Annotated in this window: 28 protein-coding genes and 1 tRNA gene; 18 read left to right on the top strand and 11 right to left on the bottom strand. The window is 64.9% G+C overall.

Annotated elements, in window-relative coordinates; translation table 11 throughout:
- Positions 1–3: 3 nt before the first annotated feature.
- The 8 genes from QP609_RS09190 to QP609_RS09155 all read right to left on the bottom strand — a co-directional run bounded on the left by QP609_RS09190 (position 4) and on the right by QP609_RS09155 (position 5753).
- Complete coding sequence (locus tag QP609_RS09190; protein WP_289213966.1) at positions 4–537, bottom strand: hypothetical protein; 534 nt, start codon at positions 535–537, stop codon at positions 4–6.
- On the bottom strand, positions 524–718 hold the full coding sequence (locus QP609_RS09185) for a hypothetical protein (protein WP_289213965.1): 195 nt from the start codon (positions 716–718) through the stop codon (positions 524–526). The genes QP609_RS09190 and QP609_RS09185 overlap by 14 nt, the downstream gene beginning before the upstream one ends.
- Before the next feature lie 17 nt (positions 719–735).
- A complete protein-coding gene (locus QP609_RS09180) occupies positions 736–1245 on the bottom strand; it encodes a hypothetical protein (protein ID WP_289213964.1) in 510 nt (169 codons plus the stop codon).
- Positions 1227–1610: a Ref family recombination enhancement nuclease gene (locus QP609_RS09175; RefSeq protein ID WP_289213963.1), complete on the bottom strand. Its 384-nt coding sequence runs from the start codon at positions 1608–1610 to the stop codon at positions 1227–1229. Before QP609_RS09175 ends, QP609_RS09180 begins: the two co-directional genes overlap by 19 nt.
- Positions 1611–2082: 472 nt before the next feature.
- The gene (locus QP609_RS09170; protein ID WP_289213962.1) at positions 2083–2715 is read right to left on the bottom strand and encodes a hypothetical protein; all 633 of its coding nucleotides are present in this window, start codon (positions 2713–2715) and stop codon (positions 2083–2085) included.
- Positions 2712–4196 carry a replicative DNA helicase gene (gene dnaB / locus QP609_RS09165; protein ID WP_289213961.1) on the bottom strand — a complete coding sequence of 495 codons (1485 nt, stop codon included), beginning with the start codon at positions 4194–4196 and terminating at the stop codon, positions 2712–2714. Before dnaB ends, QP609_RS09170 begins: the two co-directional genes overlap by 4 nt.
- Positions 4193–5038, bottom strand: a complete 846-nt coding sequence (locus QP609_RS09160; protein ID WP_289213960.1) for a hypothetical protein — start codon at positions 5036–5038, stop codon at positions 4193–4195. Before QP609_RS09160 ends, dnaB begins: the two co-directional genes overlap by 4 nt.
- A gap of 271 nt (positions 5039–5309) precedes the next feature.
- Entirely contained in the window at positions 5310–5753 is a 444-nt protein-coding gene (locus tag QP609_RS09155; protein ID WP_289213959.1) for a phage regulatory CII family protein, read from the bottom strand.
- A 297-nt stretch (positions 5754–6050) separates the two neighbouring features.
- On the opposite strand from QP609_RS09155, the gene QP609_RS09150 reads away from it, so the two are divergent.
- The gene (locus QP609_RS09150; protein ID WP_289213958.1) at positions 6051–6383 is read left to right on the top strand and encodes a hypothetical protein; all 333 of its coding nucleotides are present in this window, start codon (positions 6051–6053) and stop codon (positions 6381–6383) included.
- A gap of 146 nt (positions 6384–6529) precedes the next feature.
- Here the strand turns inward: QP609_RS09150 and QP609_RS09145 are convergent, their stop codons facing one another.
- On the bottom strand, positions 6530–6850 hold the full coding sequence (locus QP609_RS09145) for a hypothetical protein (RefSeq protein WP_289213957.1): 321 nt from the start codon (positions 6848–6850) through the stop codon (positions 6530–6532).
- Positions 6851–7061: 211 nt separating this feature from the next.
- Between QP609_RS09145 and QP609_RS09140 the strand changes: the two genes are divergently transcribed.
- From QP609_RS09140 to QP609_RS09080, 13 genes are all read left to right on the top strand, one after another.
- The gene (locus QP609_RS09140; protein ID WP_146257368.1) at positions 7062–7316 is read left to right on the top strand and encodes a hypothetical protein; all 255 of its coding nucleotides are present in this window, start codon (positions 7062–7064) and stop codon (positions 7314–7316) included.
- 368 nt (positions 7317–7684) lie between these two features.
- On the top strand, positions 7685–8281 hold the full coding sequence (locus QP609_RS09135) for a hypothetical protein (RefSeq protein WP_146257366.1): 597 nt from the start codon (positions 7685–7687) through the stop codon (positions 8279–8281).
- A gap of 135 nt (positions 8282–8416) precedes the next feature.
- A complete protein-coding gene (locus QP609_RS09130; RefSeq protein WP_289213956.1) occupies positions 8417–8758 on the top strand; it encodes a hypothetical protein in 342 nt (113 codons plus the stop codon).
- Positions 8755–8991, top strand: a complete 237-nt coding sequence (locus QP609_RS09125) for a hypothetical protein (protein ID WP_289213955.1) — start codon at positions 8755–8757, stop codon at positions 8989–8991. The genes QP609_RS09130 and QP609_RS09125 overlap by 4 nt, the downstream gene beginning before the upstream one ends.
- Positions 8988–9197, top strand: a complete 210-nt coding sequence (locus tag QP609_RS09120) for a hypothetical protein (protein WP_289213954.1) — start codon at positions 8988–8990, stop codon at positions 9195–9197. The genes QP609_RS09125 and QP609_RS09120 overlap by 4 nt, the downstream gene beginning before the upstream one ends.
- Positions 9194–9334: a hypothetical protein gene (locus QP609_RS09115; protein ID WP_289213953.1), complete on the top strand. Its 141-nt coding sequence runs from the start codon at positions 9194–9196 to the stop codon at positions 9332–9334. Before QP609_RS09120 ends, QP609_RS09115 begins: the two co-directional genes overlap by 4 nt.
- On the top strand, positions 9331–9588 hold the full coding sequence (locus QP609_RS09110) for a hypothetical protein (protein ID WP_289213952.1): 258 nt from the start codon (positions 9331–9333) through the stop codon (positions 9586–9588). The genes QP609_RS09115 and QP609_RS09110 overlap by 4 nt, the downstream gene beginning before the upstream one ends.
- Before the next feature lie 39 nt (positions 9589–9627).
- Positions 9628–10149 (top strand): hypothetical protein, encoded by a 522-nt coding sequence (locus tag QP609_RS09105; RefSeq protein WP_289213951.1) that lies wholly within the window; start codon positions 9628–9630, stop codon positions 10147–10149.
- 84 nt (positions 10150–10233) lie between these two features.
- The gene (locus tag QP609_RS09100) at positions 10234–10527 is read left to right on the top strand and encodes a KTSC domain-containing protein (RefSeq protein ID WP_289213950.1); all 294 of its coding nucleotides are present in this window, start codon (positions 10234–10236) and stop codon (positions 10525–10527) included.
- 207 nt (positions 10528–10734) lie between these two features.
- Positions 10735–11592 (top strand): hypothetical protein, encoded by an 858-nt coding sequence (locus QP609_RS09095; protein ID WP_289213949.1) that lies wholly within the window; start codon positions 10735–10737, stop codon positions 11590–11592.
- A gap of 2 nt (positions 11593–11594) precedes the next feature.
- On the top strand, positions 11595–13328 hold the full coding sequence (locus QP609_RS09090) for a lambda-exonuclease family protein (RefSeq protein WP_289213948.1): 1734 nt from the start codon (positions 11595–11597) through the stop codon (positions 13326–13328).
- Positions 13329–13614: 286 nt separating this feature from the next.
- Entirely contained in the window at positions 13615–13836 is a 222-nt protein-coding gene (locus QP609_RS09085) for a hypothetical protein (RefSeq protein ID WP_289213947.1), read from the top strand.
- Complete coding sequence (locus QP609_RS09080; protein ID WP_289213946.1) at positions 13833–14087, top strand: hypothetical protein; 255 nt, start codon at positions 13833–13835, stop codon at positions 14085–14087. Before QP609_RS09085 ends, QP609_RS09080 begins: the two co-directional genes overlap by 4 nt.
- Before the next feature lie 20 nt (positions 14088–14107).
- Here QP609_RS09080 and QP609_RS09075 read toward each other — a convergent pair whose 3' ends face one another.
- Entirely contained in the window at positions 14108–14851 is a 744-nt protein-coding gene (locus QP609_RS09075; RefSeq protein ID WP_289213945.1) for a hypothetical protein, read from the bottom strand.
- 38 nt (positions 14852–14889) lie between these two features.
- On the opposite strand from QP609_RS09075, the gene QP609_RS09070 reads away from it, so the two are divergent.
- The 4 genes from QP609_RS09070 to QP609_RS09060 all read left to right on the top strand — a co-directional run bounded on the left by QP609_RS09070 (position 14890) and on the right by QP609_RS09060 (position 16436).
- Positions 14890–15030, top strand: coding sequence for a hypothetical protein (locus QP609_RS09070; RefSeq protein WP_164116115.1), 141 nt, complete (start codon positions 14890–14892; stop codon positions 15028–15030).
- On the top strand, positions 15027–15197 hold the full coding sequence (locus QP609_RS09065) for a DNA methyltransferase (RefSeq protein ID WP_289213944.1): 171 nt from the start codon (positions 15027–15029) through the stop codon (positions 15195–15197). The genes QP609_RS09070 and QP609_RS09065 overlap by 4 nt, the downstream gene beginning before the upstream one ends.
- A 55-nt stretch (positions 15198–15252) precedes the next feature.
- The gene (locus QP609_RS20885) at positions 15253–15588 is read left to right on the top strand and encodes a hypothetical protein (RefSeq protein WP_310760068.1); all 336 of its coding nucleotides are present in this window, start codon (positions 15253–15255) and stop codon (positions 15586–15588) included.
- Between the two features lie 125 nt (positions 15589–15713).
- The gene (locus tag QP609_RS09060) at positions 15714–16436 is read left to right on the top strand and encodes a tyrosine-type recombinase/integrase (protein ID WP_310762648.1); all 723 of its coding nucleotides are present in this window, start codon (positions 15714–15716) and stop codon (positions 16434–16436) included.
- A gap of 93 nt (positions 16437–16529) precedes the next feature.
- Here QP609_RS09060 and QP609_RS09055 read toward each other — a convergent pair.
- Positions 16530–16606: transfer RNA gene (locus QP609_RS09055), tRNA-Arg, on the bottom strand.
- Positions 16607–16727 lie beyond the last annotated feature (121 nt).

Genomic DNA, 16727 nt, shown 5'->3' with positions numbered 1-16727 from the left:
TGCTCAGGCGGCCATCCTGCCGCCCACGAAGTCTACCCCGCGCTGTAGCTCCCGGCGGTACTGCCACACTGACAGCGTGCCGCCATACTTCTCGGCCACCATGCGCGCCTTGACCGCCTGGCTGGCCGACACAGTGAACTCGGTCCGGACGATCAGGGCACGCACCGGGTACTGCCGCTCCATCGATGCCAGCGCCCTATCGATCCAACGCAGCTCATCCGGCACGCCGACATCGACCGCGATTTCGGGGTTGTCATGAGGATGATCCGCGTCGTTGGAGGCGCGAATCGGATCTGCAGCCCACAGGGGCACGATGCTCAGGCCTTTAACGCCAGCGCCAGCCGCCATCAGGCGGCGTCGGTCGGTACCGTCGCGGCCAACCAGATCTTGGATAGCCCGCTCCCGCGTCAGCGGGGCGTGGTCGCGGACCTTGTCCAAGACATGCACGCTCCTGTCGGCGCGGCTCAGGGCAAACCGATTCACCTGGGCGTGGCCCCAGCGGCGCAGGTCTTCGGTCAGCGGATCAGTGTTGCGCATCGCGCATGTCCTCCAGTACGGCGTCATCGAATCGGAAAACCGGCAGCTTGCTGTCGGTGTCGCAGGTGCCAGCCCTTTCTGGCCAGCCCTTGCAGTGGAAACCTTCGGCTCCGGTTGCGCGGAACTGGCAGACTGAGCAGCGGCCATGCTTCTGCACGTAGGACCGGTAGCGCTTCTGCATGCGCAGCTCAGCGCCCGTCATGCGGCGGCCTGGCCCATGGCCAGCTGGTGCTCGGCCCAGAGGGCGATCAGCAGCGCGTCGGCCCGGCCGTTGTCCTTCTTCCGCTGCAGCTGGAACGCGGCAGCCGGGAAGCGCTGTATTGCCAGCAGCCGAGCCGCGTCTTTGTCCTGGCCGATCAAGCCGAAGCGGCGCTTCCAGACGGCCGGGATGGCCCGAAGGTACGGCACGCCCAGCACCTGCAGCACCGCACGGGCTTGGCCGTAGCTGTCCCCGAACCGGAAGGCGCTGGTACCACCATCCCCCGGCCGAGCCCCGACCTTCTCCAGCGCGGCCTGCAGCTCGGCGCCGGGATGAGCGTCGCGCTGGGCCCGGATGAAGGTGGCCACCGCGCGGGCATCTACCTCCTTCCAGCCATCCACGTCGCGGGTGGGCATATCGAGGATCGGGCCAGGCACGCCGTCGATCAGGGTGGCCACCGCCCCGGACAGGCCAGGGTCGATGCCAAAGGTCAGGCGGCTGGTCGCCATGAGGTCTTCTCCAGGTGCTGTTCGATCAGGGTGTTCTGCAGGTCCAGCAGGTAGTCGTCGGTGCCGATCTCCTGCCGGAACCGCCGCGGTTCGCGTGCGTAGCTGGGCCCGTAGCGCTCGGCGCAGGTGGAATGGCTGAGGCCGGCCATCGGCTCGCCGACGTGGTGCCACGGGCACAGGCCAATCGTGAAGTCGTGGCCGCGCCGGGGCTGGCCGTGCTTTCCGCCGACCAGCAGGTGGTGTTCCTGGCAACCCATGTGGCCGAAGCCGAGCGCAAGGCAGGCAATGCAGCCAATGTCCTTGATAGCGTCGAATCGGGACTGCTGTCCCTTGGTCTTGTTGCCAGTGGAGCGGCCGCGCTTCATGATCGGAGCCTCCTCTCAGAAGAATGGAATCGCAATGGCACTGACCGCCGACGAACAGGCTGAACTTGCCTCTCTTGAAGAGGTCGCCAACCACCAACCTCCTTCGTCACCGCCAACGCTCGAACAGCTGCGGAAGAGCGGACACGCGCAGAAGGGAGCGATTGGCTTAACTGAGCTGGGTAAAGCCAGACTGGATGTTCTAAGGACTCGGAATTTGAAGCACAAGAAGTCAGCCTCCCCGAGCCCCCAACCGGCAGCGGCCCCGAAACCGAAACAGGAGCCGCAGCCAGAGCCTGCTCAGAAGCCGAAGCAAGAGCCGAAACCGACACCGACACCGAAGCCGAAGCCTCAGCTGAAACCAGCGCCAATTCCCAAGCCTGAGAAATCCCCTGGCTCACAGCTTCCCGCTCCGGGTCAAGGGCGCAAAGGGCGTAAAGGTCCTGGTTGACGCCTTTGCAGGAAGTCCAAGCCGTCATCCTGCAGTCCTCTGCTGCTGCCGGCCGTTGACCATCCGCCAGTAGTCCGCGCGCACGTCGTCCAGCATGACGTGCGCGTAGTGGTCACCGATCCAGGCGGTGATGCCCTTGAAGAAGGCGGCGAAGTCCTCCTCCTCCATCGAATCGAAGGCCAACGACTGCGCTACCTTCACCCGGATGGTTCGGATCTCCGGCAGCACACCCGACAGCACCTTGCGCGCGCCCGCGCCGAGCACCGTCTCGGCAGCATCCAGCAGTGCCTTGACCACCGGGCTGGCATCCATCTCTACCATCTCGCAGAAGATGCCGGACTCCAGCTGCACCTGCTTCAGCGCAGCGTGTGCGTCCAGATCTCGGAACGCCTCGACGTTGTCCACCAACAGGTGGCCGATGAGGTGGGCCAGGCGGTGGAACACGGCATTGCGCGATTCCTTGATCTCCAGCCGGTACTCATGGCCGATCCTGTAGCCCCGGTCCTTGGCCAGCCTGCGATCGATGTCGTTGCTCGGGGCGAACGCACCAATTTCCTCGCCCGTGGCCGGATCGACCAGGCGCATGCAGGTCGCATAGATGGGCCGGCTGGCCCGCTTCGCGCGGATCTTCCGCGCAGCTGCTGTCATCACGGTCATGCGTCGTCTCCTGCAGCAAGGTCTCGCCGGCTACGGCGGCGTCGGCCCGAAGCCGGCACGTCGAAGTCGTCATCGCTACTGCCGACGGTGGATGTGCCCTTCAGGGTGTAGTTCGGCCGAAGGCCGGTGTAGTCATCGAAGGCGCTGCATTGCAGGCGGTGCTGCAGGTAGCAGGTGCCGGTCTCGCCCTGGCGGTTCTTCGCAACGATCAACTCCGAGATCCCGGGCGCGCCGCAGGCTTCCTTGCTGTAGTAGTCGTCCCGGTACAGGAACGCGATCACGTCGGCGTCCTGCTCGATCGCGCCGGACTCGCGCAGGTCGGCCATGCCCGGGCGCTTGTCGGTCTTCGCCTCGACCCCGCGGTTGAGCTGCGACAGCGCCATGACCGGGCAATTCAGCTCCTTCGCCAAGCCCTTCAGGCGGCGCGAGATGTACGACACCTCATCGTTCCGGTTCTCCGACTTCCCCTTGCCGGTCAGCAGCTGCAGGTAGTCCACCACGATCAGGCCCAGCCCACCCGGCACCTTGGCGTGCATGCGGGAGGCACGCGCTGCCAAGGCATCGACCGATAGCGCGCCGCAGTCGTCGATCGCCAGCGGCAGCGACTGGATGTAGTTCCGGGCCTGCGAGAGCCGTGCCCATTCGTCATTGTTCAGGGCGCCCTTCTCTCGCATGCGGTTGAGGTCGACCCCGGCGTGCGCCGCCATTAGGCGCAGGCTCCACTGGGAGGCGGACATCTCCAGGCTGAAGGCCGCGACGTTCCTGCCGCAGGCAGCCGCGTCCTCGGCCCAGTTCAGGGCATGCGCGGTCTTGCCCATGGCCGGACGGGCGCCGAGCACCATCAGGTCGGTCGGCTCCAGGTACGGGATCTTGCGGCGCACGCTGCTCCACTTCGGCACCAGGCCCTGCGTGCCCTCACCGTGGAACCGGGCTTCCATTTCGTCCCAGGCCTTCTGCACGCCGCTGCGCACCATCACCAAGCCGCCGCTGCCGCTCGACTTCACGGTCAGGCTGGCCAGCTTCGTAGCCGAGGCAGACACCACCTCCTCCGCCTCGTCATCGCTGGCGCTGTAGGCGCTGTCTGCGATGTCGGTGGTGGTCTCGATCAACTGCCGCAGCAGTGCCTTGTTGCGCACGATCTCCGCATAGGCGCGGACGTTGGCTGCCGAAGGCGTGCTGCCGGCCAGATCGTAGACGGTGGCCACCAGCTCCTGCGCGCCGATCTCGACATTGGCCGTGATCCAGTCGCCCACGGTCACCACGTCGACCTCCCGCTTCAGGTCGGCCACGCCGCAGATGCCCTGGTAGATCAGCTGGTGCTCGCGGCGGTAGAAATCCTCCGGAGCCAGCTGGTCGCGGATCTGAGCCAGCGATTCACCCACCAGCAGCAGTGCGCCGAGGACCGACTGTTCGGCCGGCACGGAATGCGGCGGCACGCGCAGCTGTGCGACGTTGTCCAAGTAGTCGGGCACCGCGCTCACGCAGCCTGCTCCTGCTGCGCCCGCTGATCCTGGCGGTCACGTTCCCGCTCAGCGTCGCGCTCGCGCTTGACCTGGACGCCACTGGTCGTCAGCTCGCAGCCGCCTGCAGGCGGGCACCACCAGAGCTTGAACCAGTTCCGGCGCACGGCATCGCGGAAATGGGCACGCCAGTCCTTCTGCAGCTTCCCACTGTCCCGATGCTTGATGGCGAACTCGCGCCAGGCCAGCGCCACGAATTCGCGCGGGATACCAGCGTCCTCGGCGAAGTCGAAGATCGGGTCATCAGTGCGGATAGGCCGCTCGCCGGCTGCGCGGCATGCGTCGATGAAGGCGGTGAAGGTGGTCTTCTCGCGCTTGGGCCGGCCGCCCTTGCCCTGGCCAGATTTGCCACCGATTGCCCCACCGGCGGCAGCCGGGGGGGTATGGGGGGGCTTTTCTCCCTTTCCCTTCCCTTCCTCTCCACTCCCCTCCACTCCGGGGGGGGAGGACTCGTCGAGCCCTCGACGATCATCGTTCGAGAATGAGGGATGCTTGTAGGTGGGACGGTCGATTTTCTGATGCTTCTTCCACCCTGTGACGTGCAGATACTGCTTATCGCCGTTGCTATAGAAGGCGATCAGGGAATTCGACGACAGCTCGTCGAGCATTCCCTGAACATCCGTCGAGGAGATATCGTCACCGGGGAAGATTTCAGCCTTCACGGTCTTGGCGCTGGCGACGTGATTGCCGCCGTCGTCGCAGAAATTCCAGAGACCGATGAAGAGCAGCCGAGCCATCGGCGAGCATTCCATGACCTGCTCGCTGGACCAGAACTCAGGTTTGATGGAGCGAATGCGGGCCATTACTTTTCCCCCAGAAGATCAGGGGCCGTGTCTCCGGCGCGCCGCGCTTCAGCCCTGGCCTGCTCCTCGGCACACCTCCGGCGGTGGTCCGCACGTTCGGTGTCGGTCATCGGCTCGCTGCTGGCGATGACGTCTAGACAGCGCTGCAGCTGCCGGAGCGTATTGGGTAGTATTTTCACGGGGTGTCCCCCTCGTTGGGCGGACACCCATGCTGTAGCACGGGCACGCCGATTGCGTGCCGTAACTGGCGCGAATACGCGGGCAGTTACGCTCATACCCCACCCCGCTCCGCCGCTGCCTCAGCGTGCTGGCTGACCTGCACAAGCGCGGCCATGACCTGCTGGCAGGCGCGCGCGATGGCATCAGCCTCATTCGGGGTGATGCGGTTATCGGCCATCGCTTCCGAGACCAGCTCGGCCAGGTCGCCCTTTGCGGCGGCAGCCGACAGCAGTGCGGTGATCAGGGTGCCCGACTCAGGCGCGTCGACCCGCTGGGCGATGAAGCCGTGTTCTGCGCACAGCGCATGCAGGATCCGGTAGTCCCCGGTCCGTGCCATAAGCGTGTCCGCCTCCTGCAGGCTGAGCAGGTTGCGGTCCGTGTTCGGGTTTACCTTGCCGCGCAGGGTCGCGGCGGACATGCCCATCCTGGGCGCCAGGGCCTCGCTGCCGCCCCGGTACTGGTGGACGGTGTCGTAGGCGGCATCGGTGACATTCATGGGCGGGGTACTCGATTGGAGACTGGGCGACAGCGGCGGCGCAGGATGGCGCCATGGACAACGTCACATCAGGGATGAAGGGAGTCGCCCTCCTTGAGGTAGGCTGCGGTCACCACACGCACAGCCGATGCCCGCAAGGAGGGCGACATGGAACTGTTGGACAGGGGCTTTTAGGAAACGCTTCTGCAGGAGCTGGCGACGCTGTACCCAGAGGACGCCGACGTCGCCTCCTTGCCCGCGCATGGGGAAGGAAACCGGCTGCTGGTCAATGCAACTTATTTGGCCGAGCACGGCTTGATGGAAGTCCGCCTGAGGAGGCTGGATGGCCGATTGACACTTTCCTTTGCCAAGATCACTGCGAAGGGAATGGACTTCCTCGCCGGCGACGGCGGGCTCGGGGCCATTCTTGGCGTGGTCACGATCAAGCTCCACGAAGAGACGCTCCGTCATCTGATCGAAGCGAAAGTCCTGGAGTCAGACCTGCCCCAGACTCAAAAGCAGCGATTGCTCGATCAGCTTCGACAGCTGCCCGCCGAGACCACAAAACACCTTGCCACGCAGTTGGTGGACGCGGGCTTGAAAAACTGGCCAGCTGCATTCCTGCTGCTTCGAAATGCCGTCGGGATGTAGCCGAACGACGCATCACCAGCCAGGCGTCTTCCGTCACCGGGATCAGGAACTCATCGGGCTCGATGAGTCCGTGTTCGTCATCGACAAACAGGCCCTTGGCGGTGACCACCAAGGCGTGGATCTTCACCACGGGAGTGCCGTCCATATCAGGCCGCCTCCTGCTGCTCGTCGTTGGCCGGCGGCAGCTCGAAGACGTCGGAACGGGTGATCCGAATAAGGGGGGGTATGCCCCTGCTCTTCCAGTTGTGGACTCGCTGGACACCGCCGCGCGTGTCATAGCCGAGCGCGCGCGCGACGACCGAAGGGCCACCCAGCTGGTCGATCAGCAGGGAATCGGGATGCACATCCGTCGGGTTCTTGGCGTTCATACGGGCATTAAACGCCATGTTTAACGTGGCGTCAATCGAATCAACACGGCGTGTAACAACGTGCTGTTTAGTAACGGGAAAATGGGGCATGTCTGCCATGCACCCATCTATGAAGCGGCTTTACGAAGCTGCCGAACGTCTGACCCCCGCGATACGTGGCCAGTCGGAACTCGCTCGAGCAATCGGGCAATCTCCGCAGGTCGTTAAGAACTGGGAGGTCCGGCCTACGGGCGTGAGTGCCCAAGGAGCGTCCAAGGCGCAACAAGCCCTGGGAATTAGCTCGACATGGATCCTAGAGGGAACCCTACCGATGCACGTAGGCATCAGCCAGGTGCCTGCGTCTCAATCTGCGGGACTGCAACGTCAGATCATCGCCACCACGGTGAGGTTGATCGATTATGTGGATGACATGGTCCTAGACCCTATCCCTGAAGGAGATCGCGAGAGGTTGATCGATATCGCGACAGCGGAGGTCGTGGAACGCTGGGCATCTGGGATAGGGGGAGAGAAGGACCTGGCAACTGCAGGCCGCAACGTCATCGCCAAGTTCCGGTCCGGAGGGTGAACGACGATGTCAGTGAGCGAGAAGGAAATGCGCGGCATGGCTGCGGCGGTTGCAGCCGCTCTAGGGGCCAGGACCGGGAAGCGGGTTCGACGCCTTGCATTGGTTAATCCCGAGAAGAACCAGCCTGACGCGCTGAACGCGCTGCAGCGTGACGTCCTCTATTCCAGGATCCGAGACCTAGGTCGCATGTATTCACTGATGTGGCTGGTGCGCCAGGAGACGACCCACGTACATGGGATAGTGGAGTGCCTTCAGGACACTGAGCTGGAGTCCTTGCTCGCCAAGATGGAGCGAGGACGAGAATGCAGAGTCGAGGGCATCGCATTCGATGACGCTGGCCTGGTTAGAAATTCAATGATGGAGTACTCATGAAACGGGATCTTTCGGCAGCAATTTTGATTCTGGCAGCTGTTGCAGGGACGTCGGTCGCGCGGGCGGACGAGCGAAACTTCTTAGGAATTCAGGTCGGCGGCGCACCACCGCAGGAGTGCCCATTTGAGGTGTCCTTCGGAAGCCGAAGCTATCGATATCCTTCTGGCCAAGTGTGCGTTACATCTCTTGGCTACGCGCCTGGCACTGACCCTATTGACCTGACCGGAACAAAGGAGCTGATCGCGCACATCGACAGTAAAACCGCGCCCAATGGCGTGGAAAGTGTCTATGTGGATATCGTTGGCGGCATCGTCCAAAGTGTGCTGGTCTCAACGGCGGGATTCTCCGTACAAGAGCAGCTGCTCTCGGATCTCACTGCCAAGTATGGGAAGCCAAAGAAGCTGGAACGCAGCCCGGTGCAGACTGGTATAGGAGCAAAGTTCGAGCGAATTGAAGCCGAATGGCGCAAGCCCGACCTCAACATTGACTACCGAGGCATGGGCACCAGCATCACAGAAGGGCATATTTCGGTCCGAACGGACGCGGGGCAAGCCGCGTTCCTTGAGAAGTACGGCGGGCAACGATCCTTCTAGCCCCCGAAAAGAGCCCCGGCAGTCGGCCGGGGCTTTTTTTTGCCCGCTGTTAAACATGGTGTTGACTTCATGATTACACAGGGTGTTTAATGCGCTCCTCGCCCAGCAACCCGTGCTGGACCGCCGGAGCCCGAGATGGACCACACCGCCCTCAATTCAGCTTCCCACCGCGCCCAGGCAACCTGGGAGAACCGCGAAGATCCGCGCATCGCCGCTGAGGCGGCCATCGACAGCACGGCACTGGAAGCCCTGCGCGCCGCGCCGGCCATGCTCGAACAGACCTTCGGCTTCCAGTCGCCTGCCTTCTGGGCCAAGGCCGCCCGCCTGCTGGATGCCCAGCAGGACACCGCCTTCGCGACCCTGATCCGCGAGGCCCGCGACGCCCACGTCAACGAGGAAATCGAGGACGCAGCCGACGACAAGGGTCTGTCCGCCAACGGCGCCATCGACCATCTGCTTGCGGAGCGCGCGGCATGAGCGCCACCGCCCTCCAGGTCCTCGACGACGAGATCGAGGTCATCAGCCAATCCCTCTCCCGACACCGCGCCCGTGCAGACCGCACCGCCGCACGTAAGGGCGAGCGCGATATCCACGCCGACCGGGTCTGCGATTGGGCGGAGTACCGCCGCGACCGGTTGCGCGCCGCAAGGGCCGAGATTGCCCGCCTCATCGCCAGCAACCAGCACGCAACCGAAGGAGCCATCGCATGAACACCAACGTTCGCCAGATCCGCGAGTTCCAGGCCGTGCGCGACGCGATCGCCTGCACCGGCCTGAGCCCGGCACCGCTGTTCCAGCGCCTCAATGCCGAGCAGCGCCGGGGCTATCGAGGCCTGTCGGTGGTCGACAACGCGCTGCGGCTGCGCCGCCAGTACCGCGACGAGTTCAGCAACCAGCCTGGCCCGGAGGCCGCATGAGCTTCGAACACGCAATCCGGAAGGAAACCGTGCGCATGTCGATCGAGTTCATCGCCTACGGCGCGCTGATCGGCTTCATCGTCGGCGCGGCCGCCGTGCTGATCTTCCAAGACATGTTGAAGGCGGTGATGTCGTGAACCGCCGCCTCGCTTACATCGTCGCGCCGGTGCTGATGTGGGGCCTTATCTGCGGCTTCGCTGCCGCCGGCGCGCTGCTGGCCGTGATGCACGGCAACTACCTATCGCTGCTGATGGCCCGCGCGGTACTGGCCGGCGCTGCCTATCAGACCGCTCTGGAATGGTTCCGCGCCGAGCCGGCGCTGGCCGAACGCCGCAGCAGCATCCAGTCCATGACCCCCGCCATGCCGGTACCGGCGGAAGACCTGCAGTAACCCACTGCCGGCCCGGCCGGCTCAACCGACGAGGTCTACATGTTCCACCTGAAGAACAACCCGGCGGCCGTCTCCAACGTGAACCTGCGCATCGAGAAGCACGGCGATGAGCGGCACCTGGCGGTCGACCTTTCCATCACCACCAGCACCAGCAACCTGGTGCTGGACCACTTCGACAAGGAACTGCGCAAGGCGTTGTTCCGCAAGCCGGGCAAGGGTGAGCAGCAGTCGCTGCCGACCATCGGCGACCACCTGACCGAGATCAAGATCCCGAGCTTGGAGCCCATCAAGGTGGGCCACGAATTCAAGGGCTTCGAACTGCAGATCGACGGCGAATTGGACAGCACGCAACCGATCTTCTTGGTGGACGTGAAGCTGAAGAAGTTCGTTATCGCCCCGAAGGAAGGCGGCAGTGTGGAGCTGTCGTTCAAGGCCTCGGCCAGCGTCACCCCCGACGAAGTCGCTGAACTGACCGAAGCGCTGGTCCGCGAAAACGTGGTCCTGACCCTGCAGCCCGGCCAGGCCAACGAAACCACGCAGCAGGAAGACCTCGCTGCCTGATCCCCCTGCCCTGCGCTTCCCCCTGTGGCGCAGGGCTGACAGCCCGGAAAGACGGGCACTTCTCTACCCGCCCAGGAGAACACCATGACCCGCACCATGCCGGAACGGAATCACATCGCGCTGTTGGACGTGCAGTCGAGCCAGATCCACAGCATCGGCCACGACGCCGACACCAACACCCTCGCCATCCGCTTCACCAGGGGCTATGGCGACAAGCGCGGTCCCGGCTCGCTCTACCACTACGCCAACTTCAGCGCCGAAGAGTTCCTGGCGTTCAAGGACGCCGAGTCCATCGGTAAGCACTTCGGCGCGTATATCAAGCCATTCCCGGAGAAGTACCCGTACCACAAGGTCGCCGAGCAGCAGCAGGCCGCCTGAGTTCTACGGAGAGGAATGCGCAGGCTGATGCGCGCGGTGAAGCACGTGCCGGTTCGACTCCGGTGATGGGGCGGTCCCCTGACTGCTAGGCCAGCAGATCGAGCGAAGGCGGTTCGAGTCCGCACCAGGCCATGCCGGAGATCAGCACCGGCCCTCTCCACCCCTATTCCATGCACGCCGGCCCCTGCCGGCCGGAGATCCATAGACATGAACCTTCCCGCCGCACAGCAGCAGCCGCAAACCGGCCTCGCCGCGCAGCCGCGCCAGCAGTTCGACCTGAGCCCGCAGACCTTCGAGCAGGCCCTGACCTTCTGCGATTACCTCGCCGACAGCGACCTGGTCCCGAAGGACTTCAAGGGCAAGCCGGCCAACTGCCTGATCGCCATCCAGTGGGGCGCCGAGCTGGGCCTGAAGCCGCTGCAGGCGCTGCAGAACCTGGCAATCATCAACGGGCGCCCCGCGCTCTGGGGTGATGCGGTCATCGCATTGGTGCGCAGCTCCCCGCTGTGCGAGTACATCACCGAGGCGGACGACGGCAGCACCGCTGTGTGCCGCGTGAAGCGCCGCGGCGAGTCCGAGGAGGTCCGCACCTTCAGCATGGACGATGCCAAGGTAGCCGGCCTGCTGGGAAAGAGCGGTCCCTGGACGCAGTACCCAAAGCGCATGCGCCAGATGCGTGCCCGTGCCTTCGCCCTGCGCGACGTATTCCCCGACGTCCTGCGTGGCATGCCCATCGCTGAAGAGGTCATGGACATCCCGCAGGCAGGTGCTGCCAGCAACGAGCAGCCGCGCGTCGCCATCGAGGGCCAGGCCGACAAGCAGCTTCCGCTCTATTCCGAAGCCGACTTCGCGGCCAACCTGCCGAAGTGGTGGGACATCATCGCCAGCGGAAAGAAGTCCGCCGAAGACCTGATCGCCACGCTGCAGACCCGTGCGCGTTTCACCGCCGACCAGCTGCAGGAGATCCGCAACCCGCCCAAGGACGAAACGGAGGGCGAAGGAGAGCCGCAGAGCGGTGTTGCTGCGGCTGCCAGCGGCCTGACCCAGACCGCGGTGGAGGGCTGAGCATGCGCACCGTGAACCTGATCCAGGGCACCCCGGAATGGCATGCCCACCGTGCCAGCCACTTCAACGCCAGTGACGCCCCGGCAATGATGGGCTGCAGCCCCTACAGGACTCGCAGCCAGCTGCTGCGCGAGTTCGCCACCGGCGCGGCCATCGAGCACGACGCTGCCACACTGCAGCGCTTCGCCGACGGCCACCGCTTCGAAGACCTGGCCCGGCCGCTGGCCGAGCAGATCATTGGCGAGGAGCTGTACCCCTGCGTCGGCGTCGACGGCAAGTTCTCGGCCAGCTTCGACGGCCTGACCCTGCTGGAGGACAAGGCCTTCGAACACAAGTCGCTGAACGACGACTTGCGGCTGGCCATGCCGGTCGATGGCGGCGACGCCTGCCTGCCGCTGCACTACCAGGTGCAGATGGAGCACCAGGCCATGGTCAGTGGCGCCGAGCGCGTGCTGTTCATGGCGTCGAAGTGGAACGGTGACGAGCTGGTCGAGGCGCGCCACTGCTGGTACATCCCGAACCCAGAGCTGCGCGCGAAGATCGTGGCCGGCTGGGCGCAGTTCGATGCCGACGTGATGGCCTACGACCCGGCACCCGTGGCCGAGCCGGTGGCCGCCGGCCGCGCCCCGGACCAGATGCCGGCCCTACGCATCGAAGTGACCGGCATGGTCACTGCGTCGAACCTGGCCGAATGGAAGACGCAGGCCATCGCCGTGTTCCAGGGCATCAGCACCGAGCTGGTGAGCGATCAGGACTTCGCCGATGCCGAGACCACCGTGAAGTGGTGCGGCAACATCGAGGAACAGCTGAAGGCCGCCAAGCAGCATGCCCTGAGCCAAACCGAGAGCATCGACCTGCTGTTCCGCACGATCGATGACATCGCCGCCGAGGCCCGGGCCAAGCGTCTGGACCTGGAGAGGCTGGTGAAGCGCCGCAAGGACGAACGCCGTACCGAGATCGGCAACGCCGCCCGCCGCGCAGTCCAGCAACACGTGCTGGCCATCAACGAAACGCTCGGCGAGCACGCCATCCCGATGCCAGCCACGCTGGTTGCCGACATCGCCGAGGCGATGAAGGGCAAGCGTTCCTTCACCAGCATGCAGGAAGCGGTGGATGCCGTCGCCGCCAACGCGAAGGTCGATGCCAGCCAGTCGGCCGAGCGGGTCCGCGCCAACATTCGCGTGATGAAAATGGAGGTCGGCACCCATGCCGCGCTGTTCCCCGACCGCGTGCAGCTGTGCTCCACGAAGTCGGCCGAGGACCTGCGCAACCTGATGGCGGCGCGCATCTCCCAGCATCAGCAGGCGGAGCAGGATCGGTTGGACGCCGAGCGCGAGAAGATCCGGAAGGAAGAGGAGGAGCGCGCGCAGAAGGCCGCCGCCGCTGAGCAGGCCGCCCAGGCAGCGCAGACAGCCGCGGCCCAGCAGCAGACCGAACCGGTGGCAGCCGCGCCGGCAGCGACTGCGGCAGCGGTGCGCACCGCTCCGACGGCAGTGACGAGCGCCCGGGCACCGAACGCCGCGCCGCGCGAGGTGGTCAAGATCAAGCTCGGCGACATCAACGCGCGCATCGCCCCGCTCTCGATCAGCGCCGACGGTCTGGCCCTGCTGGGGTTCAAGCCGATCAACGCCACCGGTGCCGCGAAGCTCTACGACCAAGCGCAGTTCCCGGACATGTGCCGGGCCATGATCCACGGCCTGCGGGATGCGGCCGACCAGTACCCGCTGGCCGCGTGATGGAGTTCTGGCGCACCAGCGAACTGCGGGCCCTGCGCCAGATGGAGGGCCGCGACGCGATGACCGTTGCGGCTGCCCTCGGGCGCTCTCCCCGCGCGGTCCAGGACATGGCCCGCTGCCAAGGGATGCCGGTACCGCGCCAACCTCACGCCCGGTACTGGCCGGCCATCACCAAACGCCGCGCCCGGCAGCTCCGGGCCAGCGGGAACACCGTCAACCAGATCAGCGCCGCGCTGGGCGTCCCGTTCGGGACCGTGCGTCGCTGGGTCTACGAAGGAGCAGCAGCATGGCCAGTATTCACGTGAAGCCCGTCTTCAGCGGCGCCACCGATCGCGAAAAGGAGCAGGACCGACAGAGGCTGGCCAGCGATATCGCGCGCTTTGAGGCGGGCGGCGGCAAGGTTCAGATCCTGGGCAACAGCGGCATCGACAAGAGCACGATCAGCCGCCGCCAGGTGGTTGAGGGTGGACACGGTCGCCGCGGTGGCAAGAAGGCAGCAGAGGCATGAGCCGCCACATCGCCCGCCGTGCGCCCAAGGAGACCATGGGCTTCGCCTGGGGCCGGTTCCCGACCGTCGACGGCAGCGCCATCACCTGGCGCCTGTACCGCCGCGACCACCGCCGTGCACTGCATATGCACGTGCTGACCTTCTTCGCCCATGACGATCGAGCCGTGATCGCCGGCCACCTGCGCCGCGCGCGCCGCTACCTGCGCGACAGGGTGGACGACATCGACCTAATGGCACTGGGGGGGGCATGAGGTCTTGCTCATACACACACCTACGAATTGCCGCCACCTTCCCGTCGCTGCCGACGCCGCTCCGCATCTGCTTCATTCATCGTTCGGATCTCGTCGAAGGTGAAAGACTGAAGCCCCGGGAGGTCGGCGAAGTACTGCAGGAGCTCTTGCTTCGTCTCGCCAAAGAGCGCCAGGCGCGCTTCGATATCGGTCAGCACCTTGTTGCGAACTCTAAGCAGGTCTATGCCGGGAGATTGGGCCAGCCCTTCAGAGAACAGGGGCATGCTCGACCAGTTGGTCATGTTGTTGACGATGGAGATGGCCAGCATGTCGGGAAACACGTCAAGCTGATCAAGAAACCGCTCGTGCATCCTAAACACGTCGGGCGCCAGCGGTCTTGCATAGATTTTTTCGAACTGGGAGATGTTCTTCGCGGTAGCACCCTCCAGCAGCTTACTCAGCGTGGTCAGATGCCTCGCTGCCTCAGTCAGTTCACGATCAAAGATCTTCGCGAGGCGCCTGGCCCGCGACTTTCGAGCTTGGGCAATTCGCTCAGCTTCGGCCTCTTCGCGCCTCAGAGCTGCGTCCAGATCATCCTTGCGGATTCTATCGGCCCGGGTTCGCTCGTTGTTTCGATGCTTGTTCTCTACCCAGATTGCCCCCATGGCCACGACTACTGCGGAGGCTGTCGCCACTGCGGAGACAACGTCCCAGTCGATAACGCAGGTCGGCGCACGAGGATCGCAAGAGAGCGCACCCGCCACCAACCGCCAGAAGTATTCCACCACGCTGCACCCCCGTCCCTGTTGGAGCCGATTCTGCCATGACGTACATCCATCCGAACGACCGGGTCTACGCGCTGGAGCGCGCTGTGGCCGCCGCTGTCGCCCAAGGCGAGGACCGCAAGGTCCAGGACGACCTGCGCGAGATCCTGGCCGAAGCCCGGCGCGAGGCCCGGGGGTGAGCGGCCTGGTGCTGGACCCGTTCATCGGTGCCGGCACAACCGCGGTGGTTGCCGAACGCCTCGGCCGGCAGTGGCTGGGCTGCGAGTTGAACCCCGAATACGCGGCGATCGCGCAGACCCGCATCCGACAACAGCAGCCCGGCCTACCGCTGGGGCTGATCGCATGAACACCGCCACCGAGCAGCTGCGCGCTGCGCTGGCCACGAACTGAAGGAGGACCCGATGGGAGCTGCTGAAAAGCTGGACATCGTCGGAAAGGACTGGCTGACCGTGGACGAGGCCGCGCACTACTGCGGCGTGTCGCGAAGCCAGTTCGATTCGAACATCGCCGACTACGGCATCGAACCCCGAAATTTCATGGGCAAGAAGCTCTACGAGAAGGCTGCCCTCTACTCTGCAATCTACGGCTCCAAGCAATGGTCAAGGTCACAATCTTCTGGCGCGATGGCGCCGCGTACCTCAACTGGCGGGAAGGCGGCAAGCGAAGCCGTGTCGCCATTGGTCGCGTCAGCCCACGCGAAGCTGAGGGCGTACGAGCAGCGAAAGAAGCGGAACTGACCCATGGAGTACGCATTCTTCCCCGGCTGCCCACGGTCCGCGACTTCCTGGAGCCTTACCTGGAGTGGTACAAGGCCGAGCACCCCACCACGCACGGCAAGGCCAAGAGCGAGGTTCGGCTGTTTATGGCCCGCTTCGGCCATCGCCCCATCGACACGCTGCGCCCGATGGAAATGGAGTCCTACAAGTCGGACCGCCTGACCAAGGACAAGGTGTCACCGGAAACTGTGGGGAAGGAAGTGCGCAGGCTGCAGGCCGCGTTCCGGCGTGGCGTCCAGTGGAAAGAACTGGACTTCAATCCGCTGGAGGAAACCCGGGCACCGCGGGGCGTTCGTAGCGTGGCGGTGCGGTTCTACGACCGGGCCGCGATGCGCAAGCTGTACCGGGCGAACCCCGCCCGGGCACCCCTGTGGCTGTTCATGGCCCACACGGGTCTGCGCCGCGGTGAGCTGGTTGGACTGGGCAAAGATTCGGTGGCAGGGAGCAGGCTCAGGGTCGAGAGCGAGCCAGACGAACATGGCCAGGGGCGCACGAAGTCGGGCAAATGGCGCGAGGTGCCACTCAACCGGTATGCGCGCTGGGCGCTGCGCCACCTTCCCGATCCGCTGGTGGCCGTGCACAAGGACACCGTGTCTGACTGGTTCGCATCCGATGCTAAGCGAGCGGGGATCGGCGGCAGCCTCCACCGGCTACGGCACACCTTCTGCGCGCACATGGTGATGGCCGGAGTTCCGTTGCGAAGGGTGCAGATTCTGGCCGGGCACGCTGATTACGCCACGACCGAGAAGTTCTATGCCCACCTGACGCCTGAGGGCGACGATGGCGCCGTGGCAAAGCTCAGGTACTAGGCGGGACCGCTGGGACCACTGGGACCAAATCCTGTGGATATGCGGGAAACAGTGGGAAATCCCGCCCACTGAGTTTGCCTAAGCTATTGATTCTGGTGACCCCGGCCCGATTCGAACGGGCGACCTTCCCCTTAGGAGGGGGACGCTCTATCCAGCTGAGCTACGGGGCCATGCAGCCGGGAAGTTTACAGGCAACGTGCCCTGCCCTCCAAGCATTCATGTTCGGCCGGGCCTGGCTGGCGCGTTGCACCATGGCCGATCGGGGCGCTCTGCTACCATCGGCGATTCAGT

The organism is Stenotrophomonas sp. 8(2023), from assembly GCF_030345295.1.
Lineage (GTDB): Bacteria > Pseudomonadota > Gammaproteobacteria > Xanthomonadales > Xanthomonadaceae > Stenotrophomonas > Stenotrophomonas muris.
This window is presented reverse-complemented; position numbering and strand designations above follow the sequence as displayed.

Excerpts from the sequence above, each read along its gene's own strand:
- QP609_RS09190 (WP_289213966.1), bottom strand. The coding sequence starts at position 537 with ATGCGCAACACTGATCCGCTGACCGAAGACCTGCGCCGCTGGGGCCAC.
- QP609_RS09185 (WP_289213965.1), bottom strand. The coding sequence starts at position 718 with ATGCAGAAGCGCTACCGGTCCTACGTGCAGAAGCATGGCCGCTGCTCA.
- QP609_RS09180 (WP_289213964.1), bottom strand. The coding sequence starts at position 1,245 with ATGGCGACCAGCCGCCTGACCTTTGGCATCGACCCTGGCCTGTCCGGG.
- QP609_RS09175 (WP_289213963.1), bottom strand. The coding sequence starts at position 1,610 with ATGAAGCGCGGCCGCTCCACTGGCAACAAGACCAAGGGACAGCAGTCC.
- QP609_RS09170 (WP_289213962.1), bottom strand. The coding sequence starts at position 2,715 with ATGACCGTGATGACAGCAGCTGCGCGGAAGATCCGCGCGAAGCGGGCC.
- QP609_RS09160 (WP_289213960.1), bottom strand. The coding sequence starts at position 5,038 with ATGGCCCGCATTCGCTCCATCAAACCTGAGTTCTGGTCCAGCGAGCAG.
- QP609_RS09155 (WP_289213959.1), bottom strand. The coding sequence starts at position 5,753 with ATGAATGTCACCGATGCCGCCTACGACACCGTCCACCAGTACCGGGGC.
- QP609_RS09150 (WP_289213958.1), top strand. The coding sequence starts at position 6,051 with ATGGAAGTCCGCCTGAGGAGGCTGGATGGCCGATTGACACTTTCCTTT.
- QP609_RS09145 (WP_289213957.1), bottom strand. The coding sequence starts at position 6,850 with ATGGCAGACATGCCCCATTTTCCCGTTACTAAACAGCACGTTGTTACA.
- QP609_RS09140 (WP_146257368.1), top strand. The coding sequence starts at position 7,062 with ATGCACGTAGGCATCAGCCAGGTGCCTGCGTCTCAATCTGCGGGACTG.
- QP609_RS09135 (WP_146257366.1), top strand. The coding sequence starts at position 7,685 with ATGAAACGGGATCTTTCGGCAGCAATTTTGATTCTGGCAGCTGTTGCA.
- QP609_RS09130 (WP_289213956.1), top strand. The coding sequence starts at position 8,417 with ATGGACCACACCGCCCTCAATTCAGCTTCCCACCGCGCCCAGGCAACC.
- QP609_RS09125 (WP_289213955.1), top strand. The coding sequence starts at position 8,755 with ATGAGCGCCACCGCCCTCCAGGTCCTCGACGACGAGATCGAGGTCATC.
- QP609_RS09120 (WP_289213954.1), top strand. The coding sequence starts at position 8,988 with ATGAACACCAACGTTCGCCAGATCCGCGAGTTCCAGGCCGTGCGCGAC.
- QP609_RS09115 (WP_289213953.1), top strand. The coding sequence starts at position 9,194 with ATGAGCTTCGAACACGCAATCCGGAAGGAAACCGTGCGCATGTCGATC.
- QP609_RS09105 (WP_289213951.1), top strand. The coding sequence starts at position 9,628 with ATGTTCCACCTGAAGAACAACCCGGCGGCCGTCTCCAACGTGAACCTG.
- QP609_RS09100 (WP_289213950.1), top strand. The coding sequence starts at position 10,234 with ATGACCCGCACCATGCCGGAACGGAATCACATCGCGCTGTTGGACGTG.
- QP609_RS09095 (WP_289213949.1), top strand. The coding sequence starts at position 10,735 with ATGAACCTTCCCGCCGCACAGCAGCAGCCGCAAACCGGCCTCGCCGCG.
- QP609_RS09090 (WP_289213948.1), top strand. The coding sequence starts at position 11,595 with ATGCGCACCGTGAACCTGATCCAGGGCACCCCGGAATGGCATGCCCAC.
- QP609_RS09085 (WP_289213947.1), top strand. The coding sequence starts at position 13,615 with ATGGCCAGTATTCACGTGAAGCCCGTCTTCAGCGGCGCCACCGATCGC.
- QP609_RS09080 (WP_289213946.1), top strand. The coding sequence starts at position 13,833 with ATGAGCCGCCACATCGCCCGCCGTGCGCCCAAGGAGACCATGGGCTTC.
- QP609_RS09070 (WP_164116115.1), top strand. The coding sequence starts at position 14,890 with ATGACGTACATCCATCCGAACGACCGGGTCTACGCGCTGGAGCGCGCT.
- QP609_RS20885 (WP_310760068.1), top strand. The coding sequence starts at position 15,253 with ATGGGAGCTGCTGAAAAGCTGGACATCGTCGGAAAGGACTGGCTGACC.
- QP609_RS09060 (WP_310762648.1), top strand. The coding sequence starts at position 15,714 with ATGGCCCGCTTCGGCCATCGCCCCATCGACACGCTGCGCCCGATGGAA.